This is a genomic window from Modestobacter sp. NPDC049651, from assembly GCF_040659695.1.
Lineage (GTDB): Bacteria > Actinomycetota > Actinomycetes > Mycobacteriales > Geodermatophilaceae > Modestobacter.
This window is the reverse complement of sequence record NZ_JBFAOG010000006.1, coordinates 157760-175560: the sequence shown is the minus strand read 5'-3', so window position 1 is coordinate 175560 and position 17801 is coordinate 157760. Positions and strand designations below refer to the sequence as shown.

17 protein-coding genes are annotated in these 17801 nt (G+C 74.3%); 12 read left to right on the top strand and 5 right to left on the bottom strand.

Annotated elements, in window-relative coordinates:
* Positions 1–21 precede the first annotated feature (21 nt).
* The 3 genes from AB0J00_RS11295 to AB0J00_RS11285 all read left to right on the top strand — a co-directional run bounded on the left by AB0J00_RS11295 (position 22) and on the right by AB0J00_RS11285 (position 3584).
* A complete protein-coding gene (locus tag AB0J00_RS11295) occupies positions 22–1047 on the top strand; it encodes an ABC transporter substrate-binding protein (RefSeq protein ID WP_357744098.1) in 1026 nt (341 codons plus the stop codon).
* Between the two features lie 231 nt (positions 1048–1278).
* The gene (locus tag AB0J00_RS11290; RefSeq protein ID WP_357744097.1) at positions 1279–2565 is read left to right on the top strand and encodes an APC family permease; all 1287 of its coding nucleotides are present in this window, start codon (positions 1279–1281) and stop codon (positions 2563–2565) included.
* A complete protein-coding gene (locus AB0J00_RS11285) occupies positions 2562–3584 on the top strand; it encodes an acetamidase/formamidase family protein (protein ID WP_357744096.1) in 1023 nt (340 codons plus the stop codon). Before AB0J00_RS11290 ends, AB0J00_RS11285 begins: the two co-directional genes overlap by 4 nt.
* Positions 3585–3632: 48 nt before the next feature.
* On the opposite strand, the gene AB0J00_RS11280 is transcribed toward AB0J00_RS11285, so the two are convergent.
* The gene (locus AB0J00_RS11280) at positions 3633–4109 is read right to left on the bottom strand and encodes a DUF4396 domain-containing protein (protein WP_357744095.1); all 477 of its coding nucleotides are present in this window, start codon (positions 4107–4109) and stop codon (positions 3633–3635) included.
* 227 nt (positions 4110–4336) lie between these two features.
* Between AB0J00_RS11280 and AB0J00_RS11275 the strand changes: the two genes are divergently transcribed.
* The 5 genes from AB0J00_RS11275 to AB0J00_RS11255 all read left to right on the top strand — a co-directional run bounded on the left by AB0J00_RS11275 (position 4337) and on the right by AB0J00_RS11255 (position 11284).
* The gene (locus tag AB0J00_RS11275; protein ID WP_357744093.1) at positions 4337–5713 is read left to right on the top strand and encodes a hypothetical protein; all 1377 of its coding nucleotides are present in this window, start codon (positions 4337–4339) and stop codon (positions 5711–5713) included.
* A gap of 175 nt (positions 5714–5888) precedes the next feature.
* The gene (locus AB0J00_RS11270; protein ID WP_357744091.1) at positions 5889–7091 is read left to right on the top strand and encodes a hypothetical protein; all 1203 of its coding nucleotides are present in this window, start codon (positions 5889–5891) and stop codon (positions 7089–7091) included.
* 40 nt (positions 7092–7131) lie between these two features.
* Positions 7132–8529 carry a hypothetical protein gene (locus AB0J00_RS11265; RefSeq protein WP_357744090.1) on the top strand — a complete coding sequence of 466 codons (1398 nt, stop codon included), beginning with the start codon at positions 7132–7134 and terminating at the stop codon, positions 8527–8529.
* Between the two features lie 47 nt (positions 8530–8576).
* Positions 8577–10589, top strand: a complete 2013-nt coding sequence (locus tag AB0J00_RS11260; RefSeq protein ID WP_357744088.1) for a hypothetical protein — start codon at positions 8577–8579, stop codon at positions 10587–10589.
* A 47-nt stretch (positions 10590–10636) separates the two neighbouring features.
* A complete protein-coding gene (locus tag AB0J00_RS11255; RefSeq protein ID WP_357744086.1) occupies positions 10637–11284 on the top strand; it encodes a hypothetical protein in 648 nt (215 codons plus the stop codon).
* Here AB0J00_RS11255 and AB0J00_RS11250 read toward each other — a convergent pair.
* From AB0J00_RS11250 to AB0J00_RS11235, 4 genes are all read right to left on the bottom strand, one after another.
* Positions 11242–11676 (bottom strand): OsmC family protein, encoded by a 435-nt coding sequence (locus AB0J00_RS11250; RefSeq protein WP_357744084.1) that lies wholly within the window; start codon positions 11674–11676, stop codon positions 11242–11244. The genes AB0J00_RS11255 and AB0J00_RS11250 overlap by 43 nt on opposite strands.
* A 28-nt stretch (positions 11677–11704) precedes the next feature.
* Complete coding sequence (locus tag AB0J00_RS11245; RefSeq protein WP_357744082.1) at positions 11705–11980, bottom strand: hypothetical protein; 276 nt, start codon at positions 11978–11980, stop codon at positions 11705–11707.
* A 71-nt stretch (positions 11981–12051) separates the two neighbouring features.
* The gene (locus AB0J00_RS11240) at positions 12052–12801 is read right to left on the bottom strand and encodes a hypothetical protein (RefSeq protein WP_357744080.1); all 750 of its coding nucleotides are present in this window, start codon (positions 12799–12801) and stop codon (positions 12052–12054) included.
* Between the two features lie 25 nt (positions 12802–12826).
* Positions 12827–13699, bottom strand: a complete 873-nt coding sequence (locus AB0J00_RS11235) for an ATP-binding cassette domain-containing protein (RefSeq protein ID WP_357744078.1) — start codon at positions 13697–13699, stop codon at positions 12827–12829.
* Positions 13700–13889: 190 nt separating this feature from the next.
* On the opposite strand from AB0J00_RS11235, the gene AB0J00_RS11230 reads away from it, so the two are divergent.
* From AB0J00_RS11230 to AB0J00_RS11215, 4 genes are all read left to right on the top strand, one after another.
* Positions 13890–15035 (top strand): histidine kinase, encoded by a 1146-nt coding sequence (locus AB0J00_RS11230; protein ID WP_357744076.1) that lies wholly within the window; start codon positions 13890–13892, stop codon positions 15033–15035.
* Entirely contained in the window at positions 15032–15694 is a 663-nt protein-coding gene (locus tag AB0J00_RS11225) for a response regulator transcription factor (protein ID WP_357744074.1), read from the top strand. The genes AB0J00_RS11230 and AB0J00_RS11225 overlap by 4 nt, the downstream gene beginning before the upstream one ends.
* A gap of 62 nt (positions 15695–15756) precedes the next feature.
* Positions 15757–16569, top strand: a complete 813-nt coding sequence (locus tag AB0J00_RS11220) for an IclR family transcriptional regulator (RefSeq protein ID WP_357744072.1) — start codon at positions 15757–15759, stop codon at positions 16567–16569.
* A gap of 210 nt (positions 16570–16779) precedes the next feature.
* Positions 16780–17763 carry an ABC transporter substrate-binding protein gene (locus tag AB0J00_RS11215; RefSeq protein ID WP_357744070.1) on the top strand — a complete coding sequence of 328 codons (984 nt, stop codon included), beginning with the start codon at positions 16780–16782 and terminating at the stop codon, positions 17761–17763.
* Positions 17764–17801 lie beyond the last annotated feature (38 nt).

The window sequence follows — 17801 nt, the reverse complement described above, 5'->3', positions numbered from 1 at the left end:
GGCGCTGACCATACTTCTGGGGTGCCCACCCGCCCCAGCCTGCTGGACCCCTGGGACCTCCTGGTCTCCGGTCCCGACCCGGACGCCGTCCGGATCGGGTTGGCGCTGCCGCTGTCCGGGCCGCTCGCGCTGACCGCGCCGTCGGTGCTGGACCTGGCGGAGCTGGCCGCCGAGGAGTGCTCGGCCACGACCGACCGCCGGGTCGACCTGGTGGCCGTCGACTCCGGCCGGGCGCCGTCGGTGGTGGCCGCGGAGGTGGCGGCGCTGCAGTCGGCCGGGGTGCTCACCGGGCTGGTCGGCCTGCACACCAGCGACGTGCACCGCGCGGTCGAGCGGGTCTGGCAGGGCCGGGGCACCTACGTGTTCACCCCGCCGCACGAGGGCGGCCGCAGCCTGCCGGGCGTGCGCCGGCTGGGGCCCGGCCCGCGGGCGCAGCACGCGCCGGCGCTGGCCTGGCTGGTCACCCACCGGTCCGCCCGGCGCTGGGTGCTGCTGGGCACCGACTACGTCTGGCCGCGGGCGGTGCACCGGGCGGCCCGCTCGGTGCTGACCGGGCTGGGCGCCACGGTCGTCGGCGAGGCGCTGGTGCCCTTCGGTCCCGGCGACCCGGGCCCGCTGCTGGACCTCGTGGTGCGCAGCCGGGCCGACGCCGTGCTGCTCAGCCTGGTCGGCCGCGACCTGGCGCTGTTCCACCGGGAGTTCGCCCGCGCGGGCCTGGACCGCCGCGTCGTCCGGCTGTCCGGGGCGCTGGAGGAGAACGGGCTGTACGCCCTCGGCGGGGACACCACCGGCGAGCTGTACGCGACCATGCCGTCGTTCGCCGCGGCCGCCGGCTCCCGCGACGACCGGCAGCTGGACCTGCAGGAGCGGCACGCCAGCCGCTCGGGTGCCACCGCTCCGGTGCTCTGCGCCTACGCGCGCGGCGTGTACGACGGCGTCCGGTTGGCGGCGTCGGGGCCCTCCCCCACCGGCGTCCACCTGGCCTCACCGGCGCCGCGGCTGGGCCGCGCGGACGGCCTGACCTTCACCGAGGTCACCGCCGCCTGACCACCAGGTGGAACAGGTGTTTCCATCTGGAAACAATGTGCGCCTACTCTCCTCGCCTCCGGACGGTCCCGGACCGAGAGGAGTCGTCATGAGCGAGCACCAGACCCGCACGACCGCGGGCCCGTCCGCCACCGCCGGTGAGGGCACCCCCGGCGTCGAGGCGTTCGGCTACGCCAGGAGCTCAAGCGCTCGCTGAGCTTCACCGACCTGCTCGTCTACGGGCTGGTCTTCATGGTGCCGATCGCCCCGTTCGGCATCTTCGGCAGCGTCTTCTCCGGCTCCGGCGGGATGATCGCGCTCGCCTACGCCATCGGCATGGCCGCGATGGCGTTCACCGCGTCGTCCTACGCGCAGATGTCGCGGGCCTTCCCGATGGCCGGGTCGGTCTACACCTACGCCGGCCGCGGCATCGCCCAGCCGGTCGGCTTCCTCGCCGGCTGGATGATCCTGCTGGACTACGTGCTGGTGCCCGGCCTGCTCTACCTGATCGCCGGCGTCGCGATGCACTCCATCGTCACGTCGATCCCGGTGTGGGTGTGGCTGGTCGTCTTCGTCGTGCTGAACACGACCGTGAACTGGTTCGGCATCGAGTTCACCGCGAAGATCAACAAGCTGATGCTGGTCGCCGAGCTCATCGTGCTGGCGATCTTCCTGGTCATCGGCATCTACGCGCTGACCCAGAGCAAGGGCAACGGCGCCGGTGGCTGGACGCCGGTCTACAACGGCGACACCTTCTCCCTCGGCCTGGTGTTCGGCGCGGTCTCGATCGCGGTGCTGAGCTTCCTGGGCTTCGACGGCATCTCCACCCTCGCCGAGGAGAACCGCGACTCGGCCCGCTCGATCGGCAAGGCGATGATCGCCGCGCTGGCGCTGGCCGGCTCGCTGTTCATCCTGCAGACCTGGATCGCCGGGCTGCTGGTGCCCGACCCCGAGGGCCTGATCAAGAACGGTGACGCGGCCGGGACGGCGTTCTACGACGCCGCCGAGGTCGCCGGCGGGCACTGGCTCAACGTGCTCACCGCGGTGGCCACCGCCATCGCCTGGGGCTTCGCCAACTCGCTGGCCGCGCAGGCCGCGACGTCCCGGCTGCTGTTCGCCATGGCCCGCGACCGCCAGCTGCCCTCGTTCCTCGCCAAGGTGCACCACGTCCGCCGGGTCCCGGAGAACGCCACGCTGGTGGTGGCCGCGGTCAGCCTGGTGCTGGGCCTGTACATGAACAGCCGGGACGACGGCATCAGCCTGCTGTCGACGCTGGTCAACTTCGGCGCGCTGTTCGCCTTCCTGCTGCTGCACATCGCGGTCGTCGTGCACTTCGTGGTGCGGCAGAAGAGCCGCGACTGGTGGCGGCACCTGGTCGTGCCGGTCATCGGCTTCGCGATCCTGGCCTACGTGCTGATCCACGCCAAGGTCGCCGCCCAGTGGACCGGCTTCGTGTGGCTGGCCGTCGGCGTCGTCATCCTGCTGTTCCTGGTGCGGACCGGCCGCAAGCCGGTGCTCGCCGAGGAGCCGGCCGCGTGACCGCCGCCCTCGAGGTCGTCTCCCTCGACCCCACGCCCGACCAGTACCGGTACTCCTTCGGCGGCGGTGAGCCGCTGCTGCGGGTGCGGCCGGGCACTGTCGTGGAGCTCACGACCGAGGACTGCTACGGCGGCAAGGTGCGCAGCGTCGACGACCTGCCGAGCCAGGTGTGCGACTTCCCCTCGCTCAACCCGGTGACCGGGCCGGTGTTCGTCGAGGGTGCCGAGCCCGGCGACACCCTCGCGGTGCACGTCGTGGACATCGCGCCGGCCCGCGACTGGGCGATCTCCTCGACGTTCCCGCACTTCGGGGCGCTGACCACCACCCACTCGACGGCGATGCTGCACCCGGCGCTCGACGAGCTGGTGTGGCGGTACGAGGTCGACCGCGCGCGGGGCACCTGCCTGTTCCGGCCGCGCCGCGGGGGGCCGGAGGTCGAGCTGCCGCTGGACCCGATGCACGGCACCGTCGGCGTCGCGCCGGCCGGGGGCGAGGTGTTCGCCAGCATCACGCCCGGCGCGCACGGCGGGAACATGGACACCCCGGAGCTGCGGGCCGGCGTCACCGCGTACTTCCCGGTGAACGTGCCGGGCGCGCTGCTGTCGATCGGCGACGGGCACCTGCGGCAGGGCGAGGGCGAGGTGTGCGGCACCGCCGTCGAGGCGGCGATGCGCACGGTGGTCGTCGTCGACCTGGTGAAGGGCGCAGCGCCGGCCTGGCCGCGGCTGGAGAGCGACGAGTTCCTGATGTCGACCGGCTCGGTGAAGCCGCTGGAGGACGCCTACCGGGTGAGCCAGCACGACCTGGTCACCTGGGCGGCGGAGCTCGCCGGCTGGGACGTGCTCGACGCCTACCAGCTGGTCAGCCAGGCGGGCCTGGCGCCGGCCGGGAACGTCGTCGACACGAACTACACGATGGTCGCGAAGCTGGCCAAGCGGTACCTGCCCGGCGGGGCCGCCTTCGACGGCGTGCACGCCCGGCTGCGGCAGACCGCCGCGGCCTACCTCGCCCAGCGCTGACCTGGTGGAGTGTGGCGGCGCAGGTTCCCTGCGCCGCCACACTCCACCTCAGTGGTGCCCGTGGACGACGGCGTGGCCCTTGCCGCGGCTGATCATCCAGCGGTTCACCGGCGTGGTGACGACGAACGCGATCGCCAGCGACCCGGCCAGCGCGAGCCAGAACAGCGCGCTGCCCAGGCCCGCGTCCATCGCCCCCGGGACGGCGACGACCACCGTGTTGTCGACCAGCTCCATCACCGCGATCGAGACGGTGTCCGCGGCGAGCGCGACCTTGAGCGCGGCGGCGAACGGGACGCCGGAGCGCAGCACGCCGCGCATGGTCAGCGCGTAGCCGAAGACGAAGGCCAGCGCGATCGACAGCACCACGGTGGCGGCGTTGTGCAGCCCGGCCGCCGTGCCGATGACCATGCCCAGGACCTCGCCGATCGCGCAGCCGGTGAGGCAGTGCAGCGTGGCCTGCGCGGCCATCGCCCAGGTGGCGGGCATCGCGTGCGTCGCGTGGCCGTGGGTCGTCGTGTGGTCCATGACTCCTCCTCGTCGCTCGCCCGTCACAATACCCCTGGGGGGTATGGAGCGCCGGACTCCAGCGCGCCGATCCGCCGAGGTGCTGGTCGGGACCGTTGCAGTGCCCTACCTTCTCCTCGATCCGGGAGGACCGACGCCGCTGCTGGCCAGGTCGCAGGCCTGCCCCGCTCCCGGGGTCCTGCGCCGACCGGTTCCCCGCCGGCGGTCCCGACCTCCTGGAGTCGTGCGTGCCGCACCTGACCCGCCCCCGGCTGCGCCTGTGGCTGCTGTTCGTCACCGCCCTCGTGGCGCTGGTGGGCGTCTCCGCCACCCCCGCACCCGCCCGGGCCGACACCCCCAGCACGATCCAGGCCGCCTACGCCGCCACCGGTGGCGCGGCGGGACCGCTCGGCGCGGCGACGTCCGCGGAGACGTGCGGCCTGCCGCAGGGCGGGTGCACCCAGGGCTTCGAGCACGGCACCTACTACTGGCGCGAGTCCACCGGGGCGCACTACGTGCTGTCGGGTGTGCTGGCCACCGGGTACGCGGCTCTCGGCGGGCCCGGCGGAGCAGTCGGCTACCCGGTCACCGACCCGAGCTGCACCCCGGGTCTCTGCGCGCAGCAGTTCGCCTCCGGCGACGTGCTCACCAGCTCCCCGGTCCGCGGCCTGCACCACCTGACCGGCGGAGCCGCCGGCCAGTGGTGGTCGTACGAGGGCAACGTCGCCGGCGGCCTCGGCGACCCGATCAGCGACAGCTACGCGGTCGGCGCGTGGCACGAGGTGGACTTCCAGCGCGGCAGCCTCGTCGACTACGGCGACCTGTACCCCTACGTGGTCAAGGTCCAGTACGCACTGTCGGACGAGTGGCTGTCGTGGGGCCGGGCCGCCGGGATGGGCCTGCCGATCGCGGCCGAGTCGTGCGGGCTCGTCGGCGGCGGCTGCCTGCAGCGCTTCCAGGACGGCGCCCTCTACTGGTCGCCGGCCACCGGCGCGCGGGCGGTGCGCTTCGCGCTGGCCCAGGGCTACCGGGGCATCGCAGAGCAGAACGGCGGGCTCGGCTACCCGGTCGCCGAGGAGGGCTGCGGCAAGCGCAGCGGCGGCTGCTCGCAGGAGTTCCAGGGCGGCACCGAGCTGTGGTCGCCGGCCTCCGGCGCCCTGGCGGTGCGCGGCGCGCTGCGGTCGGCCTACCGGGCGCAGGGCTGGGAGAACGGTCGGCTCGGCTACCCGGTGACGAACGAGGCGTGCGGCAAGCGCAGCGGCGGCTGCTCGCAGGAGTTCCAGGGCGGCACCGAGCTGTGGTCGCCGGCCGGCGGGGCGCACAGCGTGCTCGGCGCCATCCGCGCGGAGTACCAGGCGCAGGGCTGGGAGAACGGCGTCCTGGGCTACCCGATCAGCGATGAGGCCTGCGGCAAGCGGGACGGCGGGTGCTCGCAGGAGTTCCAGGGCGGGACGGTGCTCTGGTCGCCGTCCTCGGGTGCGCACCTGGTGACCGGTGCCGTCCGGAGCGCGTACGCGGCCCGGGGCTGGGAGAACAGCGGCTACGGCTACCCCGTCGCCGAGCCGACGGGCGCCGGCAACGGGCGCAGTGCGCAGCGGTTCCAGGGCGGCTCGATCACGGCCTGACGCCGGCGTGGACGGCCGAGTGCCGTCAGTAACAAGGCGATCACAAAGGGTGGTCACAGCCGTTGCGGTCGCCTACCTTCCAGAGCGCTCCGGGACGACGAGGCGCTGCGCCTGTCCCCCGGACGCCGTGCCACGCGACGTCCGGGACCGGTCGTCCTGACCCCTGGAGCCGTCCGTGCGTCGTCGCCCCGCCCACCGGTTGTGGGTGCTGCTGGTCGCAGCGCTCGCGCTGACCCTCGGCACCGGGATCTCCCCGGCCTCGGCCGCTGACGACGGCCCGGTCACCACCTGGTGGGCTCTCGGCGGCGGCGCCGCCGGGCCCATGGGCGACGCCGACGACGACGAGTACTGCGGCCTCGTCGGCGGCGGCTGCTACCGCGACTTCCAGAACGGCACCGGCTACTGGTCGCCGGCCACGGGGGCTCACGGCGTGCGGTTCGCCCTGTGGGAGGAGTACTACGCGCAGGGCGAGGAGGGGGGCCGGCTCGGCTACCCGGTCGCCGACGAGGGCTGCGGCAAGCGCGATGGCGGCTGCTCGCAGGAGTTCCAGGGCGGTACGACGCTCTGGTCACCGTCGGCCGGCGCCCTGTCGGTCTTCGGCGCACTGCGCGAGCACTACCGCGCCCTGGGCTGGGAGAACGGTCCGCTCGGCTACCCCACCGGCAGCGAGCAGTGCGATGAGCAGCTGACCACGTGCTCGCAGTGGTTCCAGCGCGGAGTCGGCTACTGGAGCTCATCGACCGGAGCGCACTCCGTCCGAGGTGCACTGTTCGGCGAGTACTACGCCCTCAACACGATGAACGGCGTCATGGGACTGCCGGTGACGGACGAGGCCTGCGGCAAGCGCAACGGCGGCTGCTCGCAGGAGTTCCAGGGCGGCACCCTGCTCTGGTCGCCCACCAGCGGCGCCCACGAGGTGCGCGGAGCACTGCGCGGGCAATACCGGTCCCTCGGCTGGGAGAACGGTCGACTCGGGTACCCGATCGCGGACGAGGCCTGCGGCAAGCGCAACGGCGGCTGCTCGCAGGAGTTCCAGGGCGGGACCCTGCTGTGGTCGCCGACCGCAGGCGCCCACTCGGTGCTCGGTGCGCTGCGGAACACCTACCGGCTGACCGGGTGGGAGAACGGCGTGCTGGGCTACCCGATCAGCGACGAGGCCTGCGGCAAGCGCGACGGCGGGTGTTCGCAGGAGTTCCAGGGCGGCACGCTGCTGTGGTCGCCGGCCACCGGCGCGGCCTACGTGACCGGGTCGTTCCGCGACCAGTACCGCAGTCAGGGCTGGGAGAACGGCCGGCTCGGCTATCCGGTCAACAGCCCGCGGGTCGACCCGCCACGGGGCTGGGTGCAGACCTTCCAGGGCGGCACGCTCCGCGGCTGAGCCGCGCCGTCCCCGCCCATCGACCGTTCTGGAGATCTGAGTGTTCAAGCCCCGGCTGCAGCCCTCGGTGCTGCTCGCCGCCCTGCTGCTGTGCCTCGGGATCGGCCTGCCGGCGGCCTCGGCCGCTCCACCCAACCCCGTCCGGGAGTGGTGGGTGGCCAGCGGCGGTGCGTCCGGCCCCATGGGCGAGCTGGTAGACCAGTCATCGTGTGACTACGCCACTGACCACTGCTGGGAGCTCTACGCGAACGGCGGGGTGTACTGGCACTACGCGACGGGCGTCCATGCGGTGCGGTTCGCGCTGGCCGGCGAGTTCAACCGCCAGGGCGGGCCGAACGGCACGCTGGGCTACCCGACGACCGACGAGGCGTGCGGCAAGCGCGATGGCGGCTGCGCGCAGGAGTTCCAGCACGGCACCGAACTGTGGAGCCCCACCACCGGCGCTCGCACGCTGCTCGAGCCGATCCGCACCCTGTACCGCTCGCTCGGCTGGGAGAACGGTCCACTGCGCTACCCGGTGACCAACCAGGTCTGCGGCATGGAGTACGACGGCTGCGCCCAGGACTTCCAGGGCGGCACGATCCTCTGGCCCCAGCGCAAGGGCCTGGACCAGCCGGTCTCGGTGCGCGGTGCACTGCGCGACCAGTACCGCGCGTTGGGGTCGGAGACCGGCCCGCTGGGCTACCCGCTGGGCGACGAGGGGTGCGGCAAGCGCGACGGCGGCTGCGCCCAGCCGTTCGAGGGCGCGACGATGTTCTGGTCCGCCGCCACCGGCGCGCACTCGGTACAGGGCTGGAACGTGGTCGCCTACAACCACCTCGGGTGGGAGAACGGCATCCTCGGCTACCCGGCCGCTGAAGCCGGCTGCGGCAAGCGCGACGGCGGCTGCAGCCAGGACTTCCAGGGCGGCACGATGATGTGGCTCCCGAAGTTGGCGACCCTCGCGAGCGCGCACGAGACGGGCGGCACGCTCGTGGTGCGGGGAGCTCTGCGCAGCGAGTACCAGCTCCTCGGTTGGGAGAACGGGGTGCTCGGCTACCCGGTCGCGAACGAGGGCTGCGGCAAGCGGGGCGGCGGTTGCGCCCAGGAGTTCCAGGGCGGCACCATCCTGTGGTCCCCGGCCGGCGGCGGCCACGAGGTGCGGGGCGCGCTGCGGAACGCCTACCAGCGCAGCGGCTGGGAGAACGGCGCGCTGGGCTACCCGATCAGCGACGAGGCCTGCGGCAAGCGCGACGGCGGGTGCAGCCAGGAGTTCGAGGGCGGCACGCTGCTGTGGTCCCCGGCCGCCGGCGCGCACTCCGTGACCGGGTCGTTCCGTGACCAGTACCGGGCGCAGGGCTGGGAGAACGGCCGGCTCGGCTACCCGACCAGCGACGGTCCGACCACGGCCTCCGGGCCCGCGGTCCAGCTCTTCCAGGGCGGCACCCTCCGCCGCTGAGCTGGTCACCTCGTCGTCGGTCCACCACCACCTCCCGGGAGTCTCGAGTGCCCGTCCCCCGTCTGCGCCCCTGGGTGCTGCTCGCCGCCGTCCTGCTGTGCCTCGCCCTCGGCATGCCGAGGGCGTCGGCCGCCGACCCGAGCCCGATCCAGACCGCGTGGCAGGCCACCGGCGGCGCGAGCGGCCCGCTGGGCGCGGCCACGTCGGCGGAGACCTGCGGCCTCAGGTACGGCGGGTGCAGCCAGCGGTTCACCCACGGCACCTACTACTGGTCGAGCAGCACAGGCGCGCACCACGTCCTCGACGGTGTGCTTGCCGACGACTGGTCACGGCGGGGCGGCCTGGACGGATCCCTGGCGTACCCGGTCGAGGACTCTCCCGTGTGTGCGGTCGGAAGCCGGTGTCGGCAGCACTTCCAGAACGGGTACGAGACCTGGACGGCGACCCACGGCGTCCACCCCGTCGACGACCGGTTGGACGGCAGCAAGTCGTTCGGGCTCCGCTGGGTCGCCCCGCTGGACGCCCAACTCGGCTATCCGGTGGACGACGCCACGTGCACCTTGCCCAGGGGCGGCTGCACGCAGGAGTTCGAGCACGGGGCCCTGTACTACGTACCGGACTACAGCAGCGCGTGGGCCGTCCTCGACGGCGCCATCCGCGACGTGTGGACCGCCCAGGGCGGCGTCGGGTCGTGGGTGGGCTACCCCTTCGGCGACCAGCTCTGCGGTCGGAGCGGCGTCTGCGCTCAGCAGTTCGGGTCGGACTTCCCGAGGACCGTCATCACCTGGTCGAGCCGCTCCGGCGCCCACCACCTCAGCAGCACCGAGGTGACCAGCCGCTGGCAGCGCGGCGGGGTCGATGGGGCTCTCGGGGCGGCGACAGGCCCCGAGCGAGCCGTCGCCGGCGGCTTCGAGCAGGACTTCGAGCACGGCAGCATCTTCGGCGGCGACGGCCTGTCCGCCCGGGAGGTGCGGTACGCCCTCTGGGACGAGTGGACCGCCTGGGGTCGGCTGACCGGGATGGGCCGGCCGCTGGCCGACGAGCGCTGCAGCCTCGAGGGGGACGGGTGTCTGCAGGACTTCGCCTCCGGCGCCATCTACTGGTCGCCGCTGACCGGCGCCAAGGCCGTCCGGTACGCGTTCGCCGGCGAGTACGAACGTCAGGGCGAGCAGGACGGTCGCCTCGGCTACCCGGTCCGCAGCGAGGGTTGCGGCAAGCGCAACGGTGGCTGCTCGCAGGAGTTCCAGGGCGGCACCGAGCTGTGGTCCGGCGCGACCGGTGCGACCACCGTCTACGGCGCGCTGCGCAGCGCGTACGCCGCCCAGGGATGGGAGAACGGCCGCCTGGGCTACCCGCTGGGGAACGAGCAGTGCGGGGGGCGGGACGGTGGGTGTGTCCAGGAGCTCCAGGGCGGCACCCTGCTGTGGTCGCCCGGTACCGGTGCGCACAGCGTCCTGGGTGCGTTGCGTGACCGGTACCGCGCCCTGGGCGCCGAGACCGGCGATCTGGGGTACCCGGTCACCGACGAGGCGTGCGGCAAGCGCGACGGCGGCTGCTCCCAGGAGTTCCAGGGCGGCACCCTGCTGTGGTCGCCCGTCGCAGGCGCCCACGCCGTCTACTTCCTGATCCGGGATGAGTACCGGCAGCGCGGGTGGGAGAACGGCCGCCTCGGCTACCCGGTGGCTGAGAAGTCCTGCTCCGGCCCTGACTCGGGCTGCCGCCAGACGTTCCAGGACGGCATCGTCGCCTGGTCCTCTTCCACCGGAACGCACGTCGTGCTGGGTGCGATCGGGCGCGCGTACGACCCGCGGACGCTCGGTTACCCGGTCACCAACGAGGCCTGCGGCAAGCGCGACGGCGGGTGCTCGCAGGAGTTCCAGGGCGGCACCGTCCTCTGGTCGCCTGCGACCGGTGCCCACCCCGTGACCGGCGGCGTCCGGACGACGTACCGGGCGCAGGGCTGGGAGAACGGCGGCTACGGCTACCCCGTCTCCGACCCGGTGCCGGCCGGTTCAGGGCGCACGTCGCAGCGCTTCCAGGGCGGCACGATCACCGGCTGACGGGCCGCCGGACGACGCCCGGTGCCGGCTGCGCGAAGCTGTCGGACGTGGACGCCGACACCAGCGTGGCCGCCCGGCTGGCCGCCCTCTCCCTCGACCGCCGCGGCCGCCTCACCCAGCAGGCGCTCGCCGCGGCGGCCGTCCGCTGCGGCCTGGTCGTCGACCTCGCCCTGGCCGACCGGTTGCGGGTCACCGACGACAGCATCGAGCTCGACGACCGCCCCACCGGTTTCGCCGCCGTCGACCGGCTGCTGCTGGCGATGCAGGCCGAGGGTGAGCGGCCGCTGGACTCCTGGCTCGACGAGCGCCGCGTCGGCCTGCCGCAGGTGGTCGACGCGCTGCTGACGACGGGCCGCTGGCACCGGCAGCGCGACCTGCTCGGCCGCGCCCGGTACACCGTCGTCGACCCCGCCCGGCTGGAGCGCGACCTGGCGCTGGACCCCTCCCCCGCCGACGACGTCGTGCTGTCCCCCGCGGATGCCTCGGTCACCGTGCTCGGCGGCGTCGCCGGCCTGCTCGGCCCCGATCGGACCAGCGACCTCAAGGGAGTGGCTGCCGACGTGCCCGAGCGTCTGCTCGCCGCGGCCGGCGGCGCGGAGTGGGCGCTGCGCGCCGCGGTCGAGCACCTCGCGGCGGCACGGGCGCGGCACGTCTACTCGGCCGGCGTCCTGCGCTCCGGCGGCGGCTGGGGCTGACCGCCCGCGCGCGTCACGCTCGTCCCCGCACGCAGCGCCCGCGGGATCTCGGCGACGGCGTCCACCGCGGCCAGCAGGTCCGCGACCTGCGCGGCGGACGCCGGGCTGTCGACGTCCACGGCGTACTCGATGCCGGTCGACGCCCAGGTGCCCGGATCGAACCCGCCCGCGGCGGTCACCCGCACGCCGTCCACCGCGATCCCGAGCCGCCCGGCCTCCCGGTGGACGTCGTTGAGCACGCAGCCCGCCGCGGCCAGGTGCAGCAGGTGGGCGCCGGTGAACGTGGCCTCGACGGTCACGCCGCCCGGCGTCCAGCGGTGCGGGAACTGCACGGCGTCCGCCGCTGCCGACCGCAGCGTGCCGGACCCGACGACGACGGCGTGCTCGGCCACGCCCGCGATGGTGGCAGCCCGGCAGCGGTCAGAGCTGCTGCGTCCACTCCTCGATGTAGGAGCGCAGCACCGGGAGCATCTCCTCCAGGGTCAGGAACTCGCGCGACGCCCGGTCCTGCACGTACTGGGCGCCGAGCTTCGCGAGCAGCCAGGTGGTGATCGGCAGGTGGGCGCCGGGCTTCGCCGCGGCGACGTCGAACTGGTCGCAGAAGGCCGGGAAGTCCAGCGCTCCCGCGGCGCCGATGAGCGCGATCATGTCGTCGCCCGCCGCGGAGACCAGGGCCTGCAGTCGTGGATCGGTCATGCGGTCGAGCTTCCCAGCACGCGCGCGGACGCCCCCTCGACCGGCGGTCGAGGGGGCGTCCGGCGGACGGGCTACTGGACGGCGCGGCGGCGGGTCATCACGGCGCCGGCGACCAGGGCGACCGCCGTCCACACCGCGAGCACGGTGACCGACTGGACCTGCTCGGAGCCCTCCGCCAGCTCGAGCACCGCGTTGCCCGGGTCGATGCTGTCGGCCAGCGCGGGCTTGAACACCTGCAGCAGCGGCAGCACGCCCAGGTTGAGCAGGTAGACGCCGGTCAGCGCGCCCGGGGTGTTGCCCAGCGCGGCCCCGACCCCGGCGCCGACGAGCGCGAACACCGCGCCGGCGACGGCGACCACCAGCACCGCCCGGCCGGCGAACGGCAGCCCCGGTTCGAGCACGGCCAGCACGCCGGAGGAGAGCAGCGCGGCCGTGGCCGCGACCGCCGCACCCAGCGCCGCCACGGCCAGCGCCTTGGCGGTCAGCACCCGGGAGCGGCGCGGCTCCAGCAGGTAGGTGGTCTGCACGCTGCCGTGGGTCCACTCGCCCGCGGTCGACAGCACCCCCAGCGCGAGCAGCACCAGCGCCGACAGCATGCCGGTCACCACGACCGGGCCGGTGGCCGAGGCGAGGTACTCGGTGTCCGAGGCGACGGCCACCCCCATCGCGGTGGGGGCGAGCAGCGCGGCGGCGGCGACGAGCGCGACGCCGGACCGGGTGGACAGCGACTTGCGCACCTCCAGCCCGACCTGGGCGGGCAGCGAGGCGCTCGTGCGGCGGGCGGGAACGGGACGGGGAGCGGGGAGAACGGCGGCAGTCATCAGGACCTCCAGGGGACGGCGCGGCTCAGGCCGCGGTGAGCGAGAAGAAGACGTCCTCCAGGCCGCGCTGGAGCGGCCGGAGGTCGGTGAGCACGTGCCCGCCGGCGGCGGCGACGGCGCCGACCTCGGCGGTGGTGGCGCCGGCGACGACCAGTCCGCCGTCGCTCCCCGGCGCCACCTCGAGGCCGGCCGCGGTGAGCGCCCGGGCGAGCGCGCCGACGTCGGCCGCGGCGACGGCGACACCGTCGGCGCCCAGCAGCGAGGCCACCGGGCCGTCGGCCACGATCCGGCCGCCGCCGATCACCAGCAGCCGGTCGACGGTGTGCTCGACCTCGCCGAGCAGGTGGCTGGACAGCAGCACCGTGCCGCCCCGCGCGGCGTGGTCGCGCAGCAGCGAGCGCATCCACCGGATGCCCTCCGGGTCCAGCCCGTTCGCCGGCTCGTCGAACATCAGCACCGGCGGGTCGGCCAGCAGGGCGGCGGCGATGCCCAGCCGCTGCCGCATGCCCAGCGAGTAGCCGCGGATCCGCCGTCCGCCGGCCGACGTCAGGTCGACCAGCTCCAGCACCTCGTCGACCCGGCTCGCCGGCACGCCCAGCGCGTCGGCGATCAGCCGCAGGTGGGTGCGCCCGGTGCGGCCGGGGTGGACGGCGGCGGCGTCCAGCAGCGTGCCCAGCACCGCGCCGGGGTTGGGCAGCGCCGGGTAGGGCCGGCCGTGCACCAGCGCCGTCCCGGCGGTGGGCGGCACCAGGCCCGCGACCATCCGCATCGTGGTCGTCTTGCCGGCGCCGTTGGGCCCGAGGAAGCCGGTGACGGTGCCCGGCTCCAGGGTGAAGGAGACGTCGTCGACGACGGTGCGCCCGCCGTACTGCTTGGTCAATCCGGTCACTGCGATCATGGGGACCTCCGCGGCTCGACCGGCCTGTCCGGTCACGAGGAAGACCCTGTCGCGGCACGGTCGCCCGCCGCGTCGGCCGCAGGGCCGGAGATCGGGTCCCCGGACGGCGCTCCGCTGTCATCCGAAAGTGGACGGCGGACGCGACGGCCGGGCGACGCGGAGGCGGAGCGCCGGGAAATACGCTCCCGCCATGGAGCTCCGGGCGCGCATCTGGCCGGGCCTCAGCACGCGCGGCGCCGTCCTCGAGACCGTGATCGCGGTGGTCACCGCCGGCGCGATCAGCGCCGGTGGCGCGGCCGGTGACCGCGGCCCGGTGCCGGTCGCGCTGTTCGCGGTGCTCACCGCCGTCTCGTGCGGGTCGCTGCTGGTGCTGCGCCGCCGGGCGCCGTTCCCGGTGTTCCTGCTCGTCGCCGTGCTGTCGGTGCCCTCGCCCGCGCTCAACGGAGCGCTGACCCCGCTGTCCTACGCGGTCGGCCGCTACGTCGGCCGGTGGCCGGTGCGGTGGGTCGCGGCGGTCGTCGGGACGGTGGTCGTCGCCCAGCCGTGGGCCGGGGGCGAGGCCGGCGAGGCGTTCAGCCGGTGGCTCGGCGGCGCGGTGCTGGTGCTGCTGCCCGGCGCGTTCGGCATCTACCGGCGCACCCGCGTGCTGCTGCTGGCGGCGCTGCGCGACCGGGCGGAGAAGGCGGAGGCCGAGCGGGAGCTGCTGGCCCGCGACGCCGTGCTGACCGAGCGCACCCGGATCGCCCGCGAGATGCACGACGCGGTCGGCCACCGGGTGAGCCTGATGGTGCTGCAGGCGGGCGCGATCGAGCTGGCCGCCGCGGACCGGGACCGCGTCGAGCAGCTGGCCGGGCAGGTGCAGACGGCCGGCCGGCAGGCGCTGGACGAGCTGCGCCAGATGGTGGGCGTGCTGCGCGCGGAGGACGCCGACGACGCCGCGCCGCTGGGCCCGCAGCCCGGGCTGGGCGACCTCGCCCGGCTGGTCGCCGAGGCGCGGGACGCCGGGCTGGCCGTGGAGCTGACCGGCCCGCCGGAGGGCGGAGCGCCGATCGACCCCGCCGTCGGCCGGGCCGCGTACCGGATCGTGCAGGAGGGGCTCACCAACGCGGCCAAGCACGCGCCGGGCGCAGGGGTGCGGGTCGCGCTCGAGCGCCGGCCGGCCGGGCTCGTCGTCCGGGTGACCAACGGCCCGGCGTCCGCCCCCGCGGACGGCGCGCCGAGCGGCGGGTACGGCCTGGTGGGGTTGGCTGAGCGGGTGCGCACCCTGGGCGGCCGGCTGACCACCGGTCCACGGCTGGACGGCGGCTTCGAGGTCGAGGCGGTGCTGCCGGCGTGAGCGCGATCCGGGTGCTGCTCGTCGACGACGAGGAGCTCGTGCGCTTCGGGCTGCGGACGGTGCTGGAGTCGGTCGGCGGGTTCGAGGTCGTCGGCGAGGCGGGCGACGGGGCAGCGGGTGTCCGGGCGGCCCGCGAGCTGCAGCCGGACGTCGTCCTCACCGACATCCGGATGCCGGGCATGGACGGGCTCGCCGCGACGCGGGAGATCCTGGCGCTGCCCGACCCGCCGCAGGTCGCCGTCCTCACGACCTTCCACGTCGACGAGTACGTGTACGCGGCCCTGGCCGCAGGCGCGGCCGGCTTCCTGCTCAAGGACACCCCGCCGCGGGAGATCGCCGCCGCCGTGCGCGCGGTCGCCGACGGCACGGCCACCCTCTCCCCCGCGGTGACCAGGACCCTGGTCGACTCCTACGTCGACCGGCGGGCCGCACCCCGCCGGGCGGCAGCGCTGGCCCGGGTGGCGGCGCTGTCCGAGCGCGAGCGGGAGGTGCTGCGGTTGCTCGGCACGGGCGGGTCGAACGCCGAGCTCGCGGGCCGGCTGTTCGTCAGCGAGGCGACGGTGAAGACCTACGTCTCCCGGCTGCTGACCAAGCTCGAGCTGAGCAACCGCACGCAGGCCGCGATCCTCGCCCACGAGGCCGGCCTGCTCGAGGGGTGAACCCCGTCGGCCGACCACTGGTAGTTCTGTCCATCGGGAAGCCGTCGACCTAGGGTTCCGGCATGTCGAACGCTTCTGGCTCCCGGGACGCCGTAGCCGCTCCCGACGCCCCGGTCACGACGTCGGTGGACAACGCCCTGCGGCTCCTGCAACTCGTCGGTGAGCGGCAGGCGCTGCGGGTGGCGGAGGCGGCCGACCTGCTGGGCGTGGCCCGCTCGACCGCCCACCGGCTCCTCACCTCCCTGCGCCACCGCGGGTTCGTGGCGCAGGACCGGCCCAACGGCGCCTACCGCCCCGGCCCGGCGCTGTACGAGATCGGCCTGGCCGCCGTGAGCCGGATCGACATCCGCCGGGTGGCCCGCCCCGTCCTCGACCGGCTGCGCGAGACGACCCAGGAGACCGCCAGCCTGGCGGTGCTCGAGGGGTCGACCGTGCGGTTCGTCGACTGCGCCGAGAGCCTCCGGTCGGTGCGGGTGGGCAACCGGACCGGCATCGTCCGGCAGGCGCACGCCTCGGCGGTCGGCAAGGCCATCCTGGCCAGCCTCTCCGACGCCGAGCTCGCCCGGCGGTACCCGGACGAGGAGCTGCCGCCGGCGACCACCGCGGCGGCGCTGACCTCGACCAGCGGCCTGCGGGCCGAGCTCGAGGGCATCCGCGCCCAGGGCTACGCGCTCAACTGGGAGGAGAGCGCGGACGGGGTGTGCGCCATCTCGGTGGCCCTGCGCGACACCGCCGGCCAGCCCCTGGCCGGGCTCGGCATCGCCGCACCGAGCAGCCGGATCGGCAGCCCGGACGCGCTGCGCGCCTTCCTGCCCGCCCTCCAGGAGGGCGCGGACGCCGTGCTGGAACGGCTGGGTGCGCCGCCGCGGGACTGATCCGGCGCCGGTTGAGCCCTCCGGATTTCGTTCTGCGGAACTCGCGCCCACTTTCTTCCGCAGGCGTGGACAGTGGGCGAACGTCGTCCCTAATGTGGCCTACGTCTCGCTCCGCCGGCCCCCACGGGGAGCCGGTCCCGGCACGGCGTCGAGGACGGCGCGCGACATCGAAGACGCAGCCCGGGTGACAACGACGTTCTGGAGGCTCACGTGCGTAGAGGTGTCAAGGTCCTGGCGCTGGCGGCAGCGGTGAGCCTCGCGGCCGCCTGCGGCAGCAGCGGCGACAGCGACGGCCAGAGCGCGGACGCCGGCAGCGGGAGCGGCGGCCTCACCGACGTGACCGTCGGGATCGTGCCGTTCACGCCGAACGCCGTGCTCTTCCTGGCCCAGGAGAAGGGCATCTTCAAGGAGCACGGCCTCAACGTGAAGACCGAGTCCGCCGCGGCGCCGACGCCGATCGTCGCCTCGATGGTCGCCGGGAAGCAGCAGTTCGGCTTCCTCACGACGCCGGTGTTGATCAACGCCAGCGCGCAGGGCACCGACGTGAAGTGCGTCAGCCCGATCGACGGGCAGGTGGCCCCCGACCGCGACGCCAGCGCGCTGGTCGCGGCCAAGGACAGCGGCATCACCTCGGTCGACCAGCTCAGCGGCAAGACCGTCGCGGTGGTGCAGCTGTCCAGCATCAACCTGATCGGCGCCCAGGAGCTGATCACGAAGGCCGGTGGCAAGGACACCAAGTTCGTCGCCATGCCGTTCCCGCAGATGCCCCAGGCGCTCGCCGACGGCCGCGTCGACGCCGCCGTCATCACTTCTCCCTACGTCGAGACGGCGCTGCAGGCCGGGGCCGTCGCGCTCGCGCACCCGAGCTCGGACCTGTGGCCCGGCGGCACCATCTACTGCTACGCCGCGACCGCCTCGTACCTGGAGAAGAACCCCAAGGTGGCGCAGTCGTTCCAGGACGCGATGACCGAGGCGATCGAGTACACGAAGGACCACGAGGACGAGGCCAAGGCCACCCTGGTCAAGGGGCTGAAGCTGACCCCCGAGGCGGCCCAGGCGCAGGTGCTCCCGACCAACTTCGTGCCGGAGATCAACACCGACTCGATCGCCAGCATCCAGGACGTCATGAGCGAGCAGGGCGCCATCAAGAAGAAGGTCGACCCGGAGGACCTGGTCTGGAAGCCCAAGGGCTGACCCCCACCCGACCCCTCCGACGAGACCCCGAGGTGCAC